Genomic DNA, 20,825 nt, shown 5'->3' with positions numbered 1-20,825 from the left:
ACGATTTGGAACCAGCAATTTTTTTGAACTAATTTTTCGTATATTTAATGTGGTCTGCTTGTAATCTCGTTCTTTATGAAGAAAAACTTTTTCTCTTTAGTTTTACTATTGCTGACCTTTTTTGTTCATTCTCAAAGTCAAAAAAAAATTGATAGTCTTTTAAGGCTCATCGAAACCAACAAAACGGATACTATATTAGCTCGAAACTATATTGAGCTTGCGAACTTACAAAGATTTCAAAACCCAAAATTAACTTTCGATTATGCTAAGAAGGCTTTAAAACTTTATGAAAAAGCTAATCATCATAAAGGCCTGGCTAAAGCTTACTTTTACCATTCTGCTTATTACAATTCTGTTGGAAAATTAGATTCCTCTAGGTTTTTCATGCGAAAAAATATTGAGCAGTCTATTCTGGCTGGAGATACTCTAAATGCTGCTGGACAGACTTCTAATCTGGCCTATCTGGAGCTAGCCGATGGTAATACTGATACAGCAATTTCCATGCTCGATTCTTTAACTCCAGTTTTTACAAAATATGGAGATTCAGCAAAATTGGCCAATACCTTCGTCATAAAATCGCAAGCATACAATCTTAAGGGGTTTTCAAATTTATCTCTTGAAGCGTCTCAAGCTGCCTTAAAAATATACTCGACTCTAGATGACACTAGAAATATTGCACAAAGCTTAATGTTAATTGGTGACCATTATCAAACTGAAAACAGCCATCATAAAGCTATTAATTCATTTAAAGAAGCTCTAAAACTGTATGAATCTATAGACAATAAAATTTTCATGTCACAAGCTCAAAGTTATATTGGAGATTCTTATACTGAATTAAAAAACTTCAAAGAAGCTGAACATTACTTAAACCAGGCTTTGACGCTTTCAAAAGAGTTACAATTCTCTGCCAACATTGGTAGAACTTATTTGAACTTAGGAAAGCTAAAATTGTATGAGGAAAAGTATGATGAAGCTATTAGTGTTTTAAATGAAGGACTGGAATTATACAGAGCTCTTAAAATACCTCATAATGAAACAAGAGCACGGTTTTTTATTGGTAAAGCTTATTTTGAAAAACAAGCCTATAGAAAAGCTATAGCTGAACTAGACAAGAGTATAGCTATCTCCAAACAAATAGACGATTCAGGAAGATTGAAAGACGCTTTATTCTATAAATCACTAGCACTTGAAGCCTTAGACCAAGTGGATGAAGCCCTTCAAGTTTACAAAGAAAGTAAAGTCCTAAGTGATTCTATTTTTAACATTGAAAACCAGCAAAAAACAAACGAACTACAAGTAATCTACGAGACCGAAAGACGTGAACAAAGAATAGCATTACAGCAGAGTGAGATTGATCTCCTAGAGCAAAAAACCAGGATTAGCAATTTGCAAAAACTTCTTTTGGCTGGTGGTCTAAGCTTGTCATTATTAATCATAGGTTTGGGCTTATACGCCTTTAGACAAAAACTAAAACGTAACAGGCTTGAACGTGAAAAATTAGACTCTGAACTAACTTTCAAAAAGAAAGAATTAACTACACATGCGTTACACTTAGCACAAAAGAATGAAGTTCTGGAAGACTTAAAATCAAAAGCTGAGCACTTTAAACTAGAAACAGACAAAAAAGAAGGATACCAACAACTCATCAGAACCATCAATTTTGACTTACAAAATGATAAGAACTGGAATAATTTCAGTCGCTATTTTGAAGAAGTGCACCAAGGGTTTAATTCTAAAATACAACAACAATTTCCTGAGGTGACTTCAAATGACCTTCGCCTGATCTCGTTGCTTAAGATGAATCTGTCCAATAAAGAAATAGCTAATATTCTTTGTATATCTGCTGAGGGCATCAAAAAAGCACGATACCGCTTAAGAAAAAAAATGGGCTTGTCCACTGACGATTCTCTGGAAGATTTAATCCACTCTGTTTAATTTTTTTACCCTGTCCACCTATTGTCCACTCACTTTTTTTCCTTTTAAATACTGATACCCATAGGTTTGTGACGTCAAGTATTTGACATTCAGTTTTGTGATGTCTTGCTCGATGATTAGAAATAGTAGACCCTATAGAGCAAGACATTCGCAACTGAAATAAACTACGTAATAATCACAAAACTATATGTCATGAAAAATCAATTATTTCTTAGACCAGTATGTATTGCACTCGCTCTTATTACAATAGTATCGTGCAGCAACAATGATGACGGCTTTACAGCAAGCGCATCAGATATCAATGTCACCATTGAAGAAAACCCTTATTTAGGACAAATCCTAGGAGTAATCTCAACCAATCTAGAAGGGAACCTTACTTCTGTAATCGATAATTCGGCTATAGGTTTTGATACTGAAACTAATGAAGTTTATGTAGTCAATCCTTCTGCTTTTGATTATGAAAATAACGCACAAATTGTCGGTACCATTACACTATCAAACGATGAAAACTCTGCAACATCCAACATCACCATTAATATTAGTGATATTGTCGATAGCATTCAGCCCTTATTAACTACCTCTCTAAATTTATATATAGCAGCAAATGATGGTGATTGGGTAAAAGTAACCGAGCAAGAGTATAATTTGATTGCGACCACATTAAATAACATCACCAAGAATTCTACCACTGATGAGCAATATGAATTTGCTAATATCGCATTACAAGTAGGATTAGCCGGTAATACCGAGATAACAATGGCCAACAACAATAATGTCACAATTCCTCCTGCAAGCTATTGTTTTGCATTCCGATATTACATTGCTGGTGGCTATGTCGATAATGATTCTCAGATAAAAATCTCTAGTGATACCGTGACTGGAGCTTATGAAAATTTTGGCGGCCCCTTACCTGCTATAACATTTCTCGGAGATCATTATTATATCCTCAAAGGGAACAATACACCAACTACCCAAACAAGTTATTTGGCAGTCCATACCAGAAACATGAATTTGGGATACAAGGTTATAGACGAACATACCGATTACTATTATTCTTACAATAATGCCACAAACCTCGATACCAATGGTGGCACCAATTCTGCATTGATTATGTTCCAAGGACTTAGCACAACCCAGAAGCAATGGGATTAGAATTCTTTATCTTTGATAATCATGAAAACTTTCTTAAATAAACTTGGTTTAGTGGCTATTTTAGTTCTTGTACTAGCGAACTGTAGCGACAATGATAATGCCGTTTCTGGAGAACCAATGGAACAGCTCATTGCAGAAGATTTTATGACCACAATTGATGAACATCCAATTGGTGGCGAATTTTTAGGTACCATTGAGGCTAACATGGAAGCATCTTTCGCTATTTTATCTCAAAATCCGTCAAATGCTTTGAGTATAGATATAGGAACAGGAAATATTTCTATATCTGATGCCAGTGCATTTGATTATGAAATAAACCAAACCATAGAGGCTACTGTCCAAGTGAGTAGTACTGATGAAGTAGCTCAAGCTAGTGTAGTTATTAACATCAACGACTTGGATGATATTGCATTCCGGTTAACTGATTCCGAGCAAGATTATTTAGATACAGACATTGGAAACTGGGTCCTTATAACTGAAGACGAATACAACATACTTGCGTCTAGTCTCAATGAGGTGACAAAACTTGGCACATCAGATGGTCAATACGATGATGATATCCAAACGGAACCAGCAATTAATCAAGGGCTTACCATAATAAATAATAATTCATTGACTATTCCTTCTGGCAGCTATGTTTTTGCCTTTAAATATCATGCCTATGTCAATCAGACTGGTGGCGCAGTTCCTCCAATAGAAAATGCAAAAGTAAAGATATCGGAAACAGATATTGCCAACGGATATTATGATCTTGGTTTTACATTGCCAACTCATGAAAATGGTGATCGCTTTTTTGTTCTAAAAGGGAATAACACACCTACCAGTGCTTTAGGTTATTTAGGTGTTTGTGAGTCCGATGGTATGGGCTATAAACGTATTGAAGGTACAAATGTTTACAGTAATGCTTGTGCTGCTTCCGATTTCTTCAACAAAGAAGACAATGCCGCAGCTGGTGGTCTCGTAGTCATGTATCAAGGTCTTAGCACGACTCAAAAACAATGGGATTAGCTTGTTAAAGCGTAATAATAGAAAAATCGCCAGATAAAGGGTTTAATGAACTCATCAATTTTGGGATAAGTGCATTCCCATACTCTAGATAAAGTTCAGAGAAGTTATTGTAGCGCTCTTGCAAACTTCCATTAGGAAATAATTGGTTTTGTAGCTCAGTCATCCTCGACACCTCATCTGCCAGTTTTTTCTTCTGCGCTTTGAGCAATCGTTTTTCAAGGTGATTTAAACCTTTTATTTGCTTTTTTTCTTGTGAAGCTACTGCACCTATAAATGATTTATCCGTTTGCTCAGCCAATTCGTACATGGCTTTAAATTGTTCCTCTAGGTGTTCTCGTTGAGATGAAAAATCGATATCGATATTGGAAATCTCTCTTACCTTCTTATTGATAAAACCATCTCGTTTGAGGAAAATATCTTTCAGCGAGATGTTCAACTTTTGAAGTTTCTGCTGTTGTTGTTGCGTTTGAATCAACACAGAATTACGCAACAATAACATTGGAAATGGCACTTCAACTTTGTCAAAGAAAGCTTTGAGTTGCAACCAATAAGCCAACTCTCCTCCGCCACCTATATAGCAGAGATTTGGTAATATTACTTCTTGATACAAAGGACGCATGATCACATTTGGAGAAAACCGTTCAGGATAAGTGTTCACTTCCTTTAAAAGTTCACTCTCGGACCATACTATTCTCGTATTATTAACCTTGAATTGATTGTCTTCAAAAATGATGCGCTCACGTAAATTTTCTGTGAGGTAAAACAAATTAATCTCTCGCGGATTAACCTGAATTTTATAAGATGAAGACAAGCTTCTTAAAGCTTCAGAAGTATTTTGAACGACATTAAAAGACGTTTGCTCTACAAGTTCATTTTCAACATAAGGAATAAATAAACGCTTCAGCTCAGAATCGTTTGCATCAACAATAACCAGCCCATACTCTTTAAACAATTGATTGGCTAAATACATAGTAGCTTTGGCTAAATCATCGTGCTCTAAATACGCCTTCTTGAATAACTGCTTAAGCGTTTCAGCATTTTGAGAACTACCAAACTCCTGGCTTAAGATATTAAATACAGCTTCCAGTCCATCTGTAGATAATTCTCCAACAGCACCTGAAGCTTCTCTATTCCACTGTATCTTTTTTCCTTTGAAATTGAAAAAATTGATTTCATCAAAATCATGATCTTCACTAGCCATCCAATATATAGGCACAAAATTGTACCCAGCATGCTCTGCTTTCAATGCTTCAGAAAGACTGATGGCAGACACTATTTTATATAAAAAGTAAAGTGGCCCTGTAAATAGATTGAGCTGATGACCAGTGGTAATCGTAAATGTCTTCGCTTTGGCTAAGGCTTCAATATTTTGTAATGTCTTTTCTGAAGCATCTACATCTTTATATTGTCGCTTCAAAGCATCTACTAAAACTGTTCGATGGTCTGTTTTGAATGAAGATTCTTTTTCTTCAATTTGGTCTTTGAAGTTCTCCAGTTTTGGAAAACGATTGTAGAACGGCTTTAGGGATTCTAACTCATCTAAATAATCATTCATTAATGATGAGAAGTACCCAGTATCTTTAAAATCTATGGACTGTAATGACATAAATCGTTCTACTTTTTAAAGTGGCTAAAGATACTACTTATAGTCTTAAAAATTTGTTATATTCGGTTTTCATCAAAATCAGATTATGCACACAAGATTTCTAAGCATCGTCCTTTTCTTTATTAGTCTTATTTCTTTTGCTCAATTACAATCTCCCTCAGAATTTCTGGGATACGATTTGGGCTCTCAATTCTCTAGACATCATCAAGTTATAGATTATTTCAAGCATGCTGCTAAGACCAACAGCGCTCAAGTAAAGCTTGAAAATTATGGTGAGACTTATGAGCGTAGACCGTTAACTGTAGCTTTTGTGTCTTCAGAAGAAAACATTAAAAATCTTGAAACTATACGAGAAAACAATCTAAAGAATACCGGAATTATAAAAGGTAATGCTTCCGGAAAAGATATAGCGATAGTGTGGTTGAGTTATAATGTACATGGTAATGAGGCATCAGCTACTGAAGCTTCAATGAGTACACTTTACAGGTTATTGACCGAAAATCAGAGTTGGTTAGAAAACACTGTGGTTATCATTGACCCTTGTGTAAATCCAGATGGCCGCGATCGCTATGCCAACTGGTTTAATGAAACCTCAAGCAAACCTTATGATATCGACCAACAAGCTTCGGAGCATAACGAGCCTTGGCCAGGCGGAAGACCAAACCACTATCTTTTTGACCTCAACAGGGATTGGGCTTGGGCATCACAAATAGAAAGCGCTTCTAGATTAAAAGTTTATAATAAATGGTTGCCTCACATACATGTGGATTTTCATGAGCAAGGTATTAATGAGCCTTATTATTTTGCTCCTGCTGCTGAACCATTTCATGAAGTTATTTCCGATTGGCAACGAGATTTCCAAACTCAAATAGGAAAAAACCATGCTAAGTATTTTGATAAAGAAGGTTGGTTGTACTTTACAAGAGAGCGCTTCGATCTTCTATATCCAAGTTATGGAGACACTTACCCAACTTTTATGGGAGCCATTGGTATGACTTACGAGCAAGCTGGTCATGGTCGAAGTGGTTTAGGAATTCTTAATGATGAAGGTATAATTCTAACTTTAAAAGATAGAATTGCGCATCATACCACAACTGGATTATCAACTGTAGAGATTTCTTCAAAGAATGCAAAGTCTTTAAATACGGAATTCAAGAAGTTTTTTGATAATTCTAATTTGAAGTATAAAAGTTATGTCCTTCAAGGTAATGCTGATAGAATTGAAACTTTAAAATCTCTACTAGACGCTCATGAAATCTCTTACGAAAGTGCGCGAAATGGTTCCGCTTCTGGTTACAATTATAGTACGATGCAACAAGGTTCTATGAATACAACTTCTAATGATCTTGTAGTCCATTCGGATCAACCAAAAGGGAAAATGGTGAAGGTATTGTTTGAGCCAAATACCAAATTGAGCGACTCCCTCACTTATGATATTACGTCTTGGAGTTTACCTTATGCTTATGGATTAAAAGCTATTGCGAGCACCAAAAAAGTAAGAGGATCTGCTGCAAAAGCTACTAGTGTAAGTAATAGTGTAGATACTAGTGCAATTGGTTATGCTTTGGAATGGAATTCACTGACTGATGCGAAATTTTTGGCCGATTTATTAAAACAAGGGGTAAAAATCCGTTTTACTGAAAAACCATTTACTCAAGAAGGAAAAGAATTTGATCGTGGTTCACTAATCATTACGAAAGGTGATAATCCTAAAAAACAAGATTTGGATGCAATTATAGTTGCTGCTGCCAATAAATTTTCAAGAAAGATTCATCCGCTGTATTCTGGTTTTGCGACAAGTGGACCAGACTTTGGATCTCCAGATATAAAATTAGTAAACAAACAAAAGGTTGCTATCCTTTCTGGAAAGTATACTTCCTCTCTTAATTATGGTGCACTATGGCATTTCTTTGAGCAGCAATTAAAATATCCTGTGACATCAATTAACTCTGAACATTTTGGTAGAGTAAATTTGAACAAATACAATGTACTCATTATGCCAAATGGTAGTTACTCCAGTATTTTGAATGAGAGCGGATTAAAAAAATTGAAGAGTTGGATTGCTAAAGGCGGAAAAGTAATCGCCTTTGGTAACGCTATCAGTTCTTTTGCTGACAAAAAAGGATTCAATTTAAAATCTATAAAAGAAGACCGAAAGCAGGACACTATTAATAAGGTACCTTATGCAAATAGAGAGCGAGAAAATGTAAAAAAATTAATCACTGGTGCTGTCTTCAAAACGTCATTGGACAATACACATCCATTGGCATTTGGTTATCCAGATCATTATTATACGCTTAAAATTGGAAGAAGATCTTATAAACAATTAGGCAACAATAATTATAATGTTGGTTATTTGGATGCAAAGCCAGTAAAAGTTTCAGGTTTTGTGGGTGAGAAAGCTTTTAAAAACCTTCCTAATTCTCTCATTTTTGGTGAAGAACGTGTTGGAAGTGGAAGTATTATCTACTTTGTAGATGACGTAATGTTTAGAAGCTTTTGGGAAAACGGCAAGCTGTTCCTTACCAATGCCATATTCTTTGTAAATAATAATGCCTTTGAGCTATAAGCTTCTAGAAGAATAACCAATATAGAAGAGTACAGAAGAGCGTATAAAATACCACTAAGAAGATTTTGAGTTTGTTCTTTTCTATAAAGTCCATGTCATTGCTTTTCTTTTTTTAAGACTCATGTGGTATTAAAAAGTCACATCTCTGTAAATATTTGCGATTGAGTTATTATCTTTACTAGGCAACCTCTTTAAAATCAACTTTTTGATGAAGCGATTCATCGCGATAGTCCTTACCCTTAGCTATCCATTATTTGGTTATAGTCAATCCTGTGATGTAAAATCTGAGTTAGAAGCTATAGAAGACTTATACATTGAGGGAAGCTATAACGAGGCTTTAGCAATTACCAAGCATCTCAAAACCTGTGATTCTGTACGAAACGAGGCACTCAAAGATGTTTATGTATGGCAATACAAACTCTATAGAAATATCTTTAAAAAGAGTAGTTCTCATAGGGCGATGCTGAAAGCTGACTCGCTAAATAAAATCCTTGGCGATAATGAAACCCTTGATTTTAAGATGTTGGTGGCAGAAAGCTATGCTTTTGTTAGAAAAGATGAAGAATATCATCAACTAATTGCCCCATTAGAACAGCAAGTACTGAACGCCTCATTTTCAGACAGCATTAATAAAGCCAGATATTACCATGCTCAGTTTTTAGTGACCGATAAAGGTGGTAATACACACAAAGCTGTTGAGAATCTTCAAAATGCATTCAAGTATCTCAATAAAGAGCAACGCTATTATAGGGCGGAAATGCTCAAAAATCTTGGAAACATGACACGTGTTCTAGGTGACTTTGATAAATCTTTTGCCTACTATCAACAAGAATATGATGAGCTCTCGCAATGGCTAAAACCAGATCATTTAAACATTGCTACTTGTAACTATCATTTGGGCACCATTCATTATGAAAAGTTAGAATATCAAGATGCCTTGGACCGTTTCTTAGAAGCTCATAAAGTTTGGTCAAAAGTCTATGAACCAGATTATCGTTACATGCGATATCTCAACGAAGCTATTGGCGACATGTATTGGGAACTGGATGATAAGCCTAATGCTTTGAAGTATTTTGATATGGCTACTGCTGGTGAAAAGCTGATAGATAATGACATTAGTAAATCTGACATAAAAAAAGGTGATAGCTTATCGAATATGGGCAATTATAACTCTGCAATACAATATTACAATAACGCTTATCAATGGCGCGAAAGAACCTTTGGCAAAAACCATGTGGTTACAGGAGCGTGTCAAAATTTCGTAGCCAGGGCAATTGGTTCTTCTGGTAATATAGAAGATGCCTTAAAAAGTTATCAGGACGCTATAGATATTTTGGTTATAGAGATGGAAGGCAGTTCGTTATACGACAACCCTTCAACTGAGATGACTATTCAATCTCATCACTATCTTTTTGAATCCCTTTCTGCTAAAGCAGATTTATTAAAATCACTATTTAAAAAGACGAATAATCAAAAAGACCTGCTGGCTGCCTTTGATACTTATAAGTCTGCTATTGCTGTACTAGAAGATGTAAAAAATGGTCAGATGTCTGAGGCGTCTCGCCTATTCTGGACTAATAAAGTAAGTGATATTGTTGAGAAGAGTATTGCGCTTGCTCTGCAGCTTCATGAGAATACTAATGATGACACATATCTTGAAGAAGCATTTACGTTTTCAGAAAAAAACAAAAGCCTTTTGTTATTAGCTGCGCTTCAAAACGAAACCGAAATTTCCTTCGCTAATGTTCCTAATGAGGTTACTAAAAAAGAACAGGAATTGCTTAACACTATAAACTTGCTGAAGGGTAAAATTGCTAACGAAGAAAATAGATGTGCAGCTTTGAGGCAAAAGATGTTAGACCTTTGGCGCGAAGACCTAGCAGCGAAACAGAACGATTATGATATTTTATTGAATACTATAAAGGTTGACTATCCGGAATACTTCAGTTTAAAGCATAATATTGAACCCGTTTCAATAGCTGACATACGAGAAGTGGTTTTAGATGATAACACCTTACTCATTTCTTACTTTTCAGGAAGTACTGATACTTATGTATTTTCAATTTCCAAAAAGCACATCAATGTAAGATCTATTCCTAATGTTGCAGATCTAAATACTGAATTAAAACGGTTTTTCAATCTAATTAACACTAAAGACTCCTTTATTAATGATCCTGAATTAGCCTTCAATACCTATAGCCATTTAGGTCATAATCTTTATAAAATGCTTGTTGAGGAGGAAGTTTCAAGTTCTGATGATTTATCAAGGCTCATTATAATCCCGGACGGAATGCTTTCTTATATTCCATTTGAAGCTTTATTGACTAATACTAATGATGAACAATCTAGAAACTACAAATCGCTTCCATATCTCATTAAAAGCAAGTCAATTTCATACAGCCCTTCAGCATCTATAAAATGGATTACTGAAACTTCCAAAAATTCTAACTTTCATTATGTAGGGTTTGCTCCAGATTATAAAAATCAAATCTATAATGAAAGCCGCAAAACGCTTGCGAATCTTGTTCATACAAAACAAGAAATCACCAATGCACAAGGTCTTTTTGGAGGTAAAAGCTTTATTGGTGTTGAAGCTTCTGAAGCTAGAATAAAATCCATATCTGATACTTCTGGCATCTTACATTTGGCAATGCATGGTGATGTAGAAGACCAACAACCTTTGCTATCGAAACTCTATCTTAACGCTTCTGAAACTGACGATGGGATTTTACATACTTATGAAATATACAATCTCAATATTCCTGCGCAATTGGTGATTCTTAGCGCGTGCAATACTGCAACTGGTAAACTTCTTAAAGGTGAAGGCATATTGAGCTTGGAACGTGCTTTTCAATATTCCGGAAGTCAATCATTATTATCTACTCTATGGACTGTAGATGATGAAGCTTCATCTAAATTAACGCAGTCCTTTTTGCAAGGATTGAAAGCTGGAAAACCAAAAGACATCGCCTTACAAGAAGCGAAAATCTCGTTTCTAAGCACGGCCAATCCAGAACAGTTAACCCCTTACTATTGGAGTAGTTTCAAACTTACCGGAAATACCAAAGCATTATCAAAACCTTCAAAGTTTAGATATGTGCTGTATGGAGTCGGTATAATTCTTTTAATCTTTTTAATTATAAGGTACCTAAGAGTGCAGACCATAGTAGCAGCTTAGTCTAAAGCACTTAGAATTTGCTTTGCCTCATCACTCTTATAGCCTTCTTCCGCAATTATTGTATTGAGAATCTTCTTAGCAGTCTCAATATCTTCAAGCTTTATCAAGCATAATGCTTTATACCATTTTGCCTGTTGATTGTAGTCATTATCAGTTTCAAGAACTTCATTGAATCCTTTTAAAGCTTTCTCAACATTGTCCATTGCTAAAAATGTGGATGCTGAGAAAAAGTTCAATTGATACTCTGGGATTTCTCCTTTTGCCCTTTCGAAATATACATTAGCGTCATTAAAATTTTTCGCTTTATAATATTCTAAGGCTTTATTCCAATTTGGCTGTTGATTATCCTCTTCTCCTCTAATAGCACTTGGCGCATCATAAATCGTATAATACGATTCATATAATTCACTTGGAGTTGTGCTATTAAAACCAAAATGATAAATACCAAAAGCCACTAAAAATATAGCAGCAACTTTGAGGCTTTGTTTTACCCAAAGTGAAACCACACCTTTATTATTCCGATAAGGTGTGTCTTCATCAAACTCATCGAGCGTTTGCTTCAAATCCAATCGACCAGCTTCTTCGATAATGCGATGTGCTATCTTCTCTTGTTCTTCCTCAGTCATTATGTTTCAAAATCTTTATTAATTGAGGTCTCTCTATAATTAAGTTCTTTAATTTCTTCATACACTTATACTTCTTGTTTCGGGCAACTTGCTCATTGGTAAAATCCCTCTCCTCAACAATATCTTTCATGGATTTATCATAGTAAATGGTATCGATAAGCAATTGCTTGCAGGATTCACCCAGCGCTCCCAGAACTTCCATAATTTGTGCTCTGTATTCCTCTTCAATTAAACTGGCTAAAGGGGTTTTGCTAAATTCTTCACCAGTTTCTAATTGTTCATGATGCTTTTCAGACACTGCCTTACTTTTTAATTTATTGAGCCATTTGAACCTTGCTATGCTGTAAATATATGTTCCTATTGCACTTTGCCCTTTAAACTTTTGATCTCTAACATTTTCGTAAAACGCTATGATGCTCTCCTGATAGACATCTTTGGCATCATCCTCATTTCCGCTATTTGATAAGATGTAGGCATAAACCTTGTTTTTATTCCCAGAATAAATATGTCGCAAAGCCTTATTGCGACTCACTTTACCATCCAAAATTAGGTTCAATAGCTCTTTATCTGAAAACGTTGCTTTAATACTTAGTCAATTAAAGAATGAGGTTTGTAATAAAAATATCAAAAAAAATACGAAAAGAGGTTACAAAGTGAATTTGAGGGTTGACTAAACAATGAACTTAAATTTTAATCACTATGAAAATAAAAATTACGCTTTATGTTATGTCATTCTTTTTTGCTTTGACAATAAGTGCTCAAAGCAATACAGTATCTGCTGGAGGTGACGCCACCGGAAGTAATGGCAGTGTAAGTTATTCTATAGGACAAGTCAGCTACATGACTGTAAGTAGTGGGTCTGGTTTTATTATTGAAGGTTTACAACAACCTTTTATAGAACCTACCTTGAGTACAGGTCCAATAAATACTATTAATCTATTAGCCAAAGTATATCCTAACCCAACCATAAATCATATTGAGCTGGATCTTGGAGATCAGGTTTTGGATAACCTAATGTATCAAGTGATGGACAACACAGGAAAGCTATTGCTATCCAAGAATATCACATCTAAAACCACCAAAATTCATCTTGATGATTATGCTGCATCTACATATTTCTTGTCAGTGATGCAAGGCACTAGACTATTTAAAACCTTTAAAATCATAAAACAATAATAAACACCTTTATCATGAAAAATATAATTACCCTTCTTTTTGTATTATTTAATACATGTATTGTTTTTGCCCAAGCACCACAAAAAGTAAGCTACCAAGCTGTAATAAGAGATGGTGGCGGAGATTTATTGATGAATACTACAGTAGGTATGCAAGTAAGCATTTTGGAAACATCTGCTACTGGAACAGCAGTTTTTGTAGAAACACACACACCAACAACCAATACCAATGGTCTAATAAGTATTGATATTGGCACAGGTGTATTAGTGTCTGGTGATTTTACCACCATTGACTGGGAAAACGGACCATACTTTATCAAAGTAGAAACAGATTCTGCTGGTGGAACTAACTATACCATTACTGGAACAAATGAACTGATAAGTGTTCCATATGCACTCCACTCCAAAACCGTGGAAATAGGAAACACCCTAGACCAAGCCTATGATGAGGGTTTGGTCTCAGGCGGTGGTCGAACGATTAATGTTGATGCAGGTTCTGTGGAAATCTTAGCTACTGATAGTCGTGGTATCGAAATCTTTGGCGATCCAGATTATACAGGCTTATATGTTGAAGGGTCTTCGCTGGCTGGTCAAACCTCTATTTTTGGTTTAGCAGAAGGTGATGCTTACAGTATTTGGGCAAGTAACTTAGGAACTGCTTCAGCTTTTTATGGCTTTCATTGTGGTGCTGGTAATGGTTTAGATATATTGCATTCTGGCACAGGTAAAGGGATTTTTATTGAAAATACAGGTACTGGAATTGGTCTGGATATTTTTAACGGAAATCCTGCAAATGGAAGCAATGCCTTAAGTATTAGTCAGGCAGGAACAGGAACTGCATTCTTCTTAGATAATGGAGGCCCTGGCAAAGGTGCGTTTTTCGTCAATGCAAGTGCGGCTAATGCGGACAATACATTATTTGCTTCAACATTGGGAACCGGCACGGTAGTATCAATTATGACAGAAGACAATAATGCTAATGGAGCCTCTACGCTAGAAACGATAAACATGGGAACTGGCAGTGTTGCAACATTTTCTCTAATGGATGAACCTGTTGGAAAATTAAATATGAGTCCTGCTGTAAATATTATAACCAATGGTAAAGGCGCTGGTTTAAACGTCACAATAGGTAATACAGAAATTGGAGGCGACAGTAATACAGAACCAGGTATATTGGCCCTGCATTCTGGTTTTGGTAATGCTGGCTATTTTAGAGTAGACAATCTAACCAATACTAGTGCAGCTGTAGAGGTACTCAATGAAGGTATGGGTAATGGTGTGCATATCGTATCAGCAGATATTGTTGCCATAGATACAGGAACGGCCTTGTTTGTAGAACAAGAAGATGCTTCTATTGCAGCAGATAAAGGTAGAGTTGCTCATTTTGATTTAGCTAACGCAGGAACATTTACTGATTCGGCTGTACTTATTACCTCCTCTGCAACTGGTCTTGGAACAAGTGCACTTAGAGTAATTCCTGCAGATCCTACAGAATTTGCTGGTGTTTTTGAAGGTAATGTAGATATAGCCTCAGATCTTCTTATAGGTGGTGATGTGGAGGCTTTAACCGGAGAAATTGGAACACTATTCGTTCCTACTTCGTTTACGGCTGGTACAGCAGTAATCACAGATCTCACGGTTACAACCTCAATTTCGGCACCAGCAAAAGCCTTCAAAATTGATCATCCAGTATATCCTGAAAAACAATTCTTATACCATAACTCTATTGAGAGCAATGAACGTATGAATATATACAGTGGTAACATAACAACCAATGAAGATGGGTTTTATGAAGTGCAATTACCTGACTACATGAGTGCCTTAAATGGATATTTCAAATATCAATTAACGGTACTCGATAAATCTTTTGCGCAAGCAGTGATCTGGGAGCAGATTGATTCTGAAACTAACACATTTATTATAAAAACTAGCGAACCAAATATTGAAGTAAGTTGGCAAGTTACTGGAGTCCGAATTGATGAATGGGCTTTAGAGAATCCATTACAAGTAGAAGTGGATAAAAAGAATTAGCGATTTAATTCTGGTTTAGTGGATAATGTTATGAAAGGCTAGTGATATCGCTAGCCTTTTTGAATATCATTTATTGAGAAATCTCACCATATAAATCAAAATCTGCAGCATCAATAATTTTCACATCATAAAAATCACCAGTCTTAAGATATGTATTTTCAGCAGAAATCAATACTTCATTATCAACATCTGGCGAATCAAATTCGGTACGCCCTATAAAATAGTTTCCTTCTTTTCTATCAATAACTACCTTGAACGTCTTGCCTATTTTCTCTTGATTCAATTCCCAAGAAATTTGAGATTGAATTTCCATAATTTCATTGGCGCGTTGTTGCTTCACTTCTTCTGGCACATCATCTTCTAGAGTATATGCATGTGTATTTTCTTCATGTGAATAGGTAAAACAACCTAAGCGTTCAAAACGCATATCCTTAACCCATTGCTTCAAGGTTTGATAATCGTCTTCTGTTTCTCCTGGATATCCAACTATCAAAGTTGTTCTAATAGTCATTTCTGGAACAGCTTCTCTAAATTGCTTTAAAAGTTTCGTGGTTTTCTCTTTTGTTGTACCACGACGCATACTCTTCAGAATAGCATCAGAAATATGTTGTAATGGAATATCTAAGTAGTTACAAATTTTTGGCTCACGGTTCATAACCTCAAGTACATCCATAGGGAATCCTGTTGGAAAGGCATAATGCAAACGAATCCATTCGATACCATCTACTTTTACCAAATGCTCTAGCAGCTCGGCTAGATTTCGCTTCTTATAAAGATCTAATCCATAATAAGTTAAATCTTGCGCTATCAAGATCAATTCTTTAACCCCATTAGCAGCAAGCTTCTCTGCTTCGATAACAATCTCTTCTATTGGTGTGCTTTTATGCTTTCCACGCATCAAAGGAATGGCACAAAAACTACACGGCCTGTCGCAACCTTCAGCAATTTTAAGGTATGCATAGTTTTTTGGCGTCGTCGTTAAACGTTCTCCTATAAGTTCATGCTTGTAATCAGCACCTAAAGCCTTAAGTAAGCCTGGCAATTCAGTCGTTCCGAAGTATTGGTCTACATTCGGAATTTCTTTTTCTAAATCTGGCTTATAGCGCTCACTCAAACAACCTGTTACAAAGACCTTGTCTACTTCACCTTCTTCCTTCTTTTGCATGTATTCCAAAATGGTATTCACGCTTTCCTCTTTGGCATTATTGATAAAACCACAAGTGTTTATTACAACAACATTGCCTTCTTCTTCGTGTACAACTTCTTTACCATTGGCCTTAAGTTGCCCCATTAACACTTCACTATCATACACATTCTTGCTACAGCCTAGTGTGATAACATTGATCTTATTCTTCTTTCGTGATTTTGTACGCATACCTATTTTTAGTGGATGCAAAGATACAATCTTAATTAAACCTTTTTTACCTTTAAAGGTCTTAAAACCAAACCTAATGGTATGTTTTTAAAAAGAATTCTATTCATATATCTTTCATTCTCGATTTCATTCCTTAGTTGTTCTCAGTCAGACGACTCCAATACAAATCAAAACACTGAAGAAATTGAACAAGAAGAGAATAATAACCTTTATTTCCCTCCTATTGGCTCAAACACTTGGGAAACGGTTTCATTAGAATCCATAAATTGGAATACATCTGCTATTGATGACTTATTTAATCTACTCGATGATAATGACACCAATGCTTTTATTGTATTGAAAGATGGAAAAATTGCTATTGAATGGTATTTTGGTGATTTTCAACAAAGCGATTTTTGGTATTGGGCTTCGGCTGGAAAAACTTTGACCGCTTTTACAGTTGGAATAGCCCAACAAGAAAGCCTTCTAAACATCAACAATAGTTCATCTGATTATCTGGGAGCAGGTTGGTCCAGTCTTACTACTGAGGAAGAGTTGAACATCAAAGTAATACATCATATTACCATGACAACTGGTCTAGATTATACAGATTTATTAAATCAGTTCTGTACAGATTGGGATTGTCTGACTTATCTTAATGAGCCAGGAACATTTTGGTACTATCATAATGCGCCTTATACATTGTCACAAAGTATTGTCACTGGAGCAGTCGGTGAAGATTTTGAAGATTATTTCAATGAAAAGCTTAAAAACAGAATTGGCATGAATGGATTCTGGTTACAAAGTGGTTATAACAATATTTATCGTAGTGACGCAAGAAGCATGGCTCGTTTCGGTTTGCTTTGCTTAAATAATGGTATTTGGGATGATGATGTCATACTCAGTGATTCTAATTATTTTGAAGCCATGACCACAACTTCACAAAACCTAAATGAAGCTTATGGTTATTTATGGTGGCTCAACGGACAAAACACGTACAGACTGCCAGCAAGCACTTCGCTATTTAACGGAAAGTTAATCCCAAATGCGCCTGATGATTTGGTAGCTGGATTGGGTGCTAATGATCAAAAATTGTATGTTGTACCAAGCGAAAACCTAGTCGTAATACGATTGGGAGAGTCTGCTAATGAGATGCAGCTTGGACCTTCTGGTTTTGATAATATGATCTGGGAAAAGCTAAATGCTGTAATCAATTAATCATAGCCTTTTGGTGGAATACGCTTTTGAGAGGCTTGCTCATAAACATAAGCCCATTGTAATAACTGCTTTTCCTGAAGTCGTTTTGCAATAAACGTTAACCCTTTAGGTTCGCCTTCATCAGTATAGCCCATAGGAACAGTTAATGCAGGATATTCGGCTACAGCAGCATAACCAGCATGGTAATTATTGATGGATAAAAATCCGTCTAGTTTATGACGTTCCATAGGTACATTGAAATACTGTTTACCATTCATTTTTAGCGTATCCTTTATACGCTCTAAAAACAGTGAATCTCCCTGATCTGCAGCTATACCTTCAAATAATCTTTGACCATATGGCATTCTTCGTGTTGAGTCTTCTAGATTAAACTTGATAACGTCTGATACTTTTCGCAAGGAAATATCTTTATTGGCATAATGCTCCATATAGTCTGGTAGATCTTTTTTCATATCTAGATTTAGCAGTCTTAGGAAGTTAGGTAAGCCTAATTGTTCTTCATCAATCTCTACTATTTCAGCACCTTTATCTTTCAGAACTTTGATAGCATCAACGAATAGCGTATCTGTTAGCAACCGCTTAGGAACTCCAAAACGTTTATCCTTTAGGTAAGACATTTCTAAATCATCTGTATAAAATCCAGACTCCCACATAATCATGAATGATTTGGAATCTTCCTCATCTTCTCCAAACATAGCATCTAGTAGAATGGCATTATCTATGACATTTTTGGTCATAGGACCAGGAGTATCCAAGGTTGATGAGATTGGCACTATTCCGCTTCTACTAAGCAAGCCAATCGTTGGTTTGAGTCCTACGACTGAATTTTGACTTGAAGGTGATAATATTGATCCTGATGTTTCGCTACCAACAGCGGCTACACAAAAGTTTGCTGCTACTGACACGCCACTTCCTGAACTAGATCCTCCTGTATCGATAGCTCGTCTGCCATAAGGATTAAGGGTTTGTCCACCTACCGCACTATAACCACTTGGACAGTCTCCACAAAAGAAGTAAGCCCATTCACTTAAGTTAGCCTTGCCAAGAATTAATGCTCCTTTATCCTTTAGTTGCTGAACTATAAAAGCATCTGAAGTTTTATTGTCATAGAGTGCCATTGCTCCAGCTGTAGTTGACATATCTGATGCATTGATGTTATCTTTTAGAAGAATTGGCATTCCAAAAACTGCATGGTTTTCGTTACTATATCCCAAAATATCTGCTTGCTTAGCATCTTCTATAACATTAGGATTTAAAGCTATTACAGAGTTTAAAGATTTTGAATTCTCTCTATCATATTTCTGGATTCTGAACAAAAAGAATTTCACCAGATTCTCATAAGTAAGATTCTTGTCCGAGATATGTTTTTGAATTGTATACATATCTTGTTCTAGGATCATTGAACTTAATGCATCATGATCTTCTTGCGAGAACTCTTCCATTTGAGGCCCAAGTACAGACCAAAGTTCATCTGTATTAATATAGTCCGAATCCAGCACCTTAAATTCTCTAAAATCTTTGGTAGAAATATCGCTTAGGTCATCTTCTGCTCCAGAATTATTGTCAACCTTAACTTCATCAGATTGTTCGGTTTTGGATTGGTTTGTAGTAGATGATTTTGAAGATTCTTTTTTACAGGCAAAAAAGACACAAAGGACTAGGCAAAGAAGATAATAGCGCATGGTTAGTATTTTTTATAAAAATACTAATTAGCCATGAGAATAAAAGTAATATTTTTCCTTCATTTCAATTTAAAAATTAAAGTATTTTCTTACACTTTGTATTATATTTGCTCTTTAATTTAATTACATTTTATGAAAAAAATCATAACATTATTTACTGTTATACTAATACTCAATTCGTGCTCAAATAGCGATAGTAATGCAGATAACGGAAATATGAATTGCAACACCCCTTCTAGCATATCCATTTGTTCAACAACAACAAGTTCTACAAATATATCTTGGATATCAAATAGTGAAAACACCTCTTATGAAATAGAACTTGGAGTAGCAGGGTTTAATCAAGGAAATGGTACTATTATAATCACAGTTAGTAATAATACAGTACTAATGAATTTAGCAGCTAACACCAGTTACGATTTTTATATAAGAACTGATTGTGGAGTCAATAGTTTTAGTAATTGGGTTGGTCCTTATAATTTCACAACACAAGAAGAGATTGTGGAAGATTGTCCATTCCCGATAGATTTAAATGCTTATAATATAGACGATAACTCTGCAGTCTTAGGGTGGTATATTAATGATAGTACAAATGAGAATGCTATAGTATCATTTGACATTGAATATGGTGTAACTGGTTTTACCTTAGGAACTGGAAACACCATAACGACTTCTGAGTTTAATTATCATTTAAATAACTTATCACCTTCAACTCAGTATGACTTCTATATTAAATCTAACTGTACTGTTAATAGTTCTGATTTCATTGGCCCATCAACGTTTACCACACAAGCATCTTGTATTGCACCAACAAGTTTATATAATTTTTCAACAGAATCTTGTTCAATTGGAATAGAATGGAGCAATAACAACGAAACTGCTTGGGAGGTTGAATACGGTGAAGTTGGGTTTACCTTAGGCACTGGTACAGTTATAAATACATCTGATACCAATTTTATCTTAACAGAAAACATAGCTCCTAGTTCGACCTATGAAGTTTACGTCAGAGCAAATTGTGGTTCAGAAGGTTATAGCGAGTATACAGAAGCATTAGTTGTGACCAGTGACCAAATAGATCAAAGCTACATTGGTGATTGGACAATTGAAATGACTGATTTATATGGAGATGGTTGGAGTGGTAATCTAATCACAGTCACAGTTAATGATGTGGTTACAAACGCTACGCTTCAATCTGGGTCGTAGGGCACTCAAATTATTAATGTTCCTGGTAACACTCATACGCTTATCTTTGAATTCATAGAAGGCTCATGGACTGAGGAAGTTGTCTATG

The 20,825-nt window shown here is 35.6% G+C and carries 14 protein-coding genes; 9 read left to right on the top strand and 5 right to left on the bottom strand.

What is annotated here, in order from left to right:
- Positions 1 to 75: 75 nt before the first annotated feature.
- The 3 genes from NCE97_RS11070 to NCE97_RS11060 all read left to right on the top strand — a co-directional run bounded on the left by NCE97_RS11070 (position 76) and on the right by NCE97_RS11060 (position 4,095).
- A complete protein-coding gene (locus NCE97_RS11070) occupies positions 76 to 1,935 on the top strand; it encodes a tetratricopeptide repeat protein (protein ID WP_353779291.1) in 1,860 nt (619 codons plus the stop codon).
- A gap of 192 nt (positions 1,936 to 2,127) precedes the next feature.
- The gene (locus NCE97_RS11065) at positions 2,128 to 3,087 is read left to right on the top strand and encodes a hypothetical protein (protein WP_353779289.1); all 960 of its coding nucleotides are present in this window, start codon (positions 2,128 to 2,130) and stop codon (positions 3,085 to 3,087) included.
- A gap of 21 nt (positions 3,088 to 3,108) precedes the next feature.
- Positions 3,109 to 4,095: a cadherin repeat domain-containing protein gene (locus NCE97_RS11060; RefSeq protein ID WP_353779287.1), complete on the top strand. Its 987-nt coding sequence runs from the start codon at positions 3,109 to 3,111 to the stop codon at positions 4,093 to 4,095.
- Positions 4,096 to 4,099: 4 nt separating this feature from the next.
- Here the strand turns inward: NCE97_RS11060 and bshC are convergent, their stop codons facing one another.
- Positions 4,100 to 5,701, bottom strand: a complete 1,602-nt coding sequence (gene bshC, locus NCE97_RS11055) for a bacillithiol biosynthesis cysteine-adding enzyme BshC (protein WP_353779286.1) — start codon at positions 5,699 to 5,701, stop codon at positions 4,100 to 4,102.
- A gap of 85 nt (positions 5,702 to 5,786) precedes the next feature.
- Between bshC and NCE97_RS11050 the strand changes: the two genes are divergently transcribed.
- Both NCE97_RS11050 and NCE97_RS11045 read left to right on the top strand, forming a co-directional pair.
- Complete coding sequence (locus NCE97_RS11050; RefSeq protein WP_353779285.1) at positions 5,787 to 8,270, top strand: M14 family metallopeptidase; 2,484 nt, start codon at positions 5,787 to 5,789, stop codon at positions 8,268 to 8,270.
- Between the two features lie 208 nt (positions 8,271 to 8,478).
- Positions 8,479 to 11,448, top strand: a complete 2,970-nt coding sequence (locus NCE97_RS11045) for a CHAT domain-containing protein (protein WP_353779283.1) — start codon at positions 8,479 to 8,481, stop codon at positions 11,446 to 11,448.
- Here the strand turns inward: NCE97_RS11045 and NCE97_RS11040 are convergent.
- Both NCE97_RS11040 and NCE97_RS11035 read right to left on the bottom strand, forming a co-directional pair.
- The gene (locus NCE97_RS11040; RefSeq protein WP_353779281.1) at positions 11,445 to 12,074 is read right to left on the bottom strand and encodes a tetratricopeptide repeat protein; all 630 of its coding nucleotides are present in this window, start codon (positions 12,072 to 12,074) and stop codon (positions 11,445 to 11,447) included. The genes NCE97_RS11045 and NCE97_RS11040 overlap by 4 nt on opposite strands.
- The gene (locus NCE97_RS11035; protein ID WP_353779279.1) at positions 12,067 to 12,630 is read right to left on the bottom strand and encodes an RNA polymerase sigma factor; all 564 of its coding nucleotides are present in this window, start codon (positions 12,628 to 12,630) and stop codon (positions 12,067 to 12,069) included. The genes NCE97_RS11040 and NCE97_RS11035 overlap by 8 nt, the downstream gene beginning before the upstream one ends.
- A gap of 143 nt (positions 12,631 to 12,773) precedes the next feature.
- Here NCE97_RS11035 and NCE97_RS11030 point away from each other — a divergent pair, with 143 nt between their 5' ends.
- Positions 12,774 to 13,250 carry a T9SS type A sorting domain-containing protein gene (locus NCE97_RS11030; protein WP_353779278.1) on the top strand — a complete coding sequence of 159 codons (477 nt, stop codon included), beginning with the start codon at positions 12,774 to 12,776 and terminating at the stop codon, positions 13,248 to 13,250.
- A 14-nt stretch (positions 13,251 to 13,264) separates the two neighbouring features.
- Complete coding sequence (locus NCE97_RS11025; RefSeq protein WP_353779276.1) at positions 13,265 to 15,280, top strand: DUF8740 domain-containing protein; 2,016 nt, start codon at positions 13,265 to 13,267, stop codon at positions 15,278 to 15,280.
- A 70-nt stretch (positions 15,281 to 15,350) separates the two neighbouring features.
- On the opposite strand, the gene rimO is transcribed toward NCE97_RS11025, so the two are convergent.
- Positions 15,351 to 16,655 (bottom strand): 30S ribosomal protein S12 methylthiotransferase RimO, encoded by a 1,305-nt coding sequence (gene rimO / locus NCE97_RS11020; RefSeq protein WP_353779274.1) that lies wholly within the window; start codon positions 16,653 to 16,655, stop codon positions 15,351 to 15,353.
- 81 nt (positions 16,656 to 16,736) lie between these two features.
- Here rimO and NCE97_RS11015 point away from each other — a divergent pair, with 81 nt between their 5' ends.
- Positions 16,737 to 17,852: a serine hydrolase domain-containing protein gene (locus NCE97_RS11015; protein ID WP_353779272.1), complete on the top strand. Its 1,116-nt coding sequence runs from the start codon at positions 16,737 to 16,739 to the stop codon at positions 17,850 to 17,852.
- On the opposite strand, the gene NCE97_RS11010 is transcribed toward NCE97_RS11015, so the two are convergent.
- Complete coding sequence (locus NCE97_RS11010) at positions 17,849 to 19,534, bottom strand: amidase family protein (protein WP_353779271.1); 1,686 nt, start codon at positions 19,532 to 19,534, stop codon at positions 17,849 to 17,851. The genes NCE97_RS11015 and NCE97_RS11010 overlap by 4 nt on opposite strands.
- A 132-nt stretch (positions 19,535 to 19,666) precedes the next feature.
- Here NCE97_RS11010 and NCE97_RS11005 point away from each other — a divergent pair, with 132 nt between their 5' ends.
- On the top strand, positions 19,667 to 20,737 hold the full coding sequence (locus tag NCE97_RS11005) for a fibronectin type III domain-containing protein (protein ID WP_353779270.1): 1,071 nt from the start codon (positions 19,667 to 19,669) through the stop codon (positions 20,735 to 20,737).
- Positions 20,738 to 20,825: the final 88 nt, after the last annotated feature.

This window comes from Winogradskyella sp. 3972H.M.0a.05 (assembly GCF_040493455.1).
Classification (GTDB): Bacteria; Bacteroidota; Bacteroidia; order Flavobacteriales; family Flavobacteriaceae; genus Microcosmobacter.
This window is presented reverse-complemented; position numbering and strand designations above follow the sequence as displayed.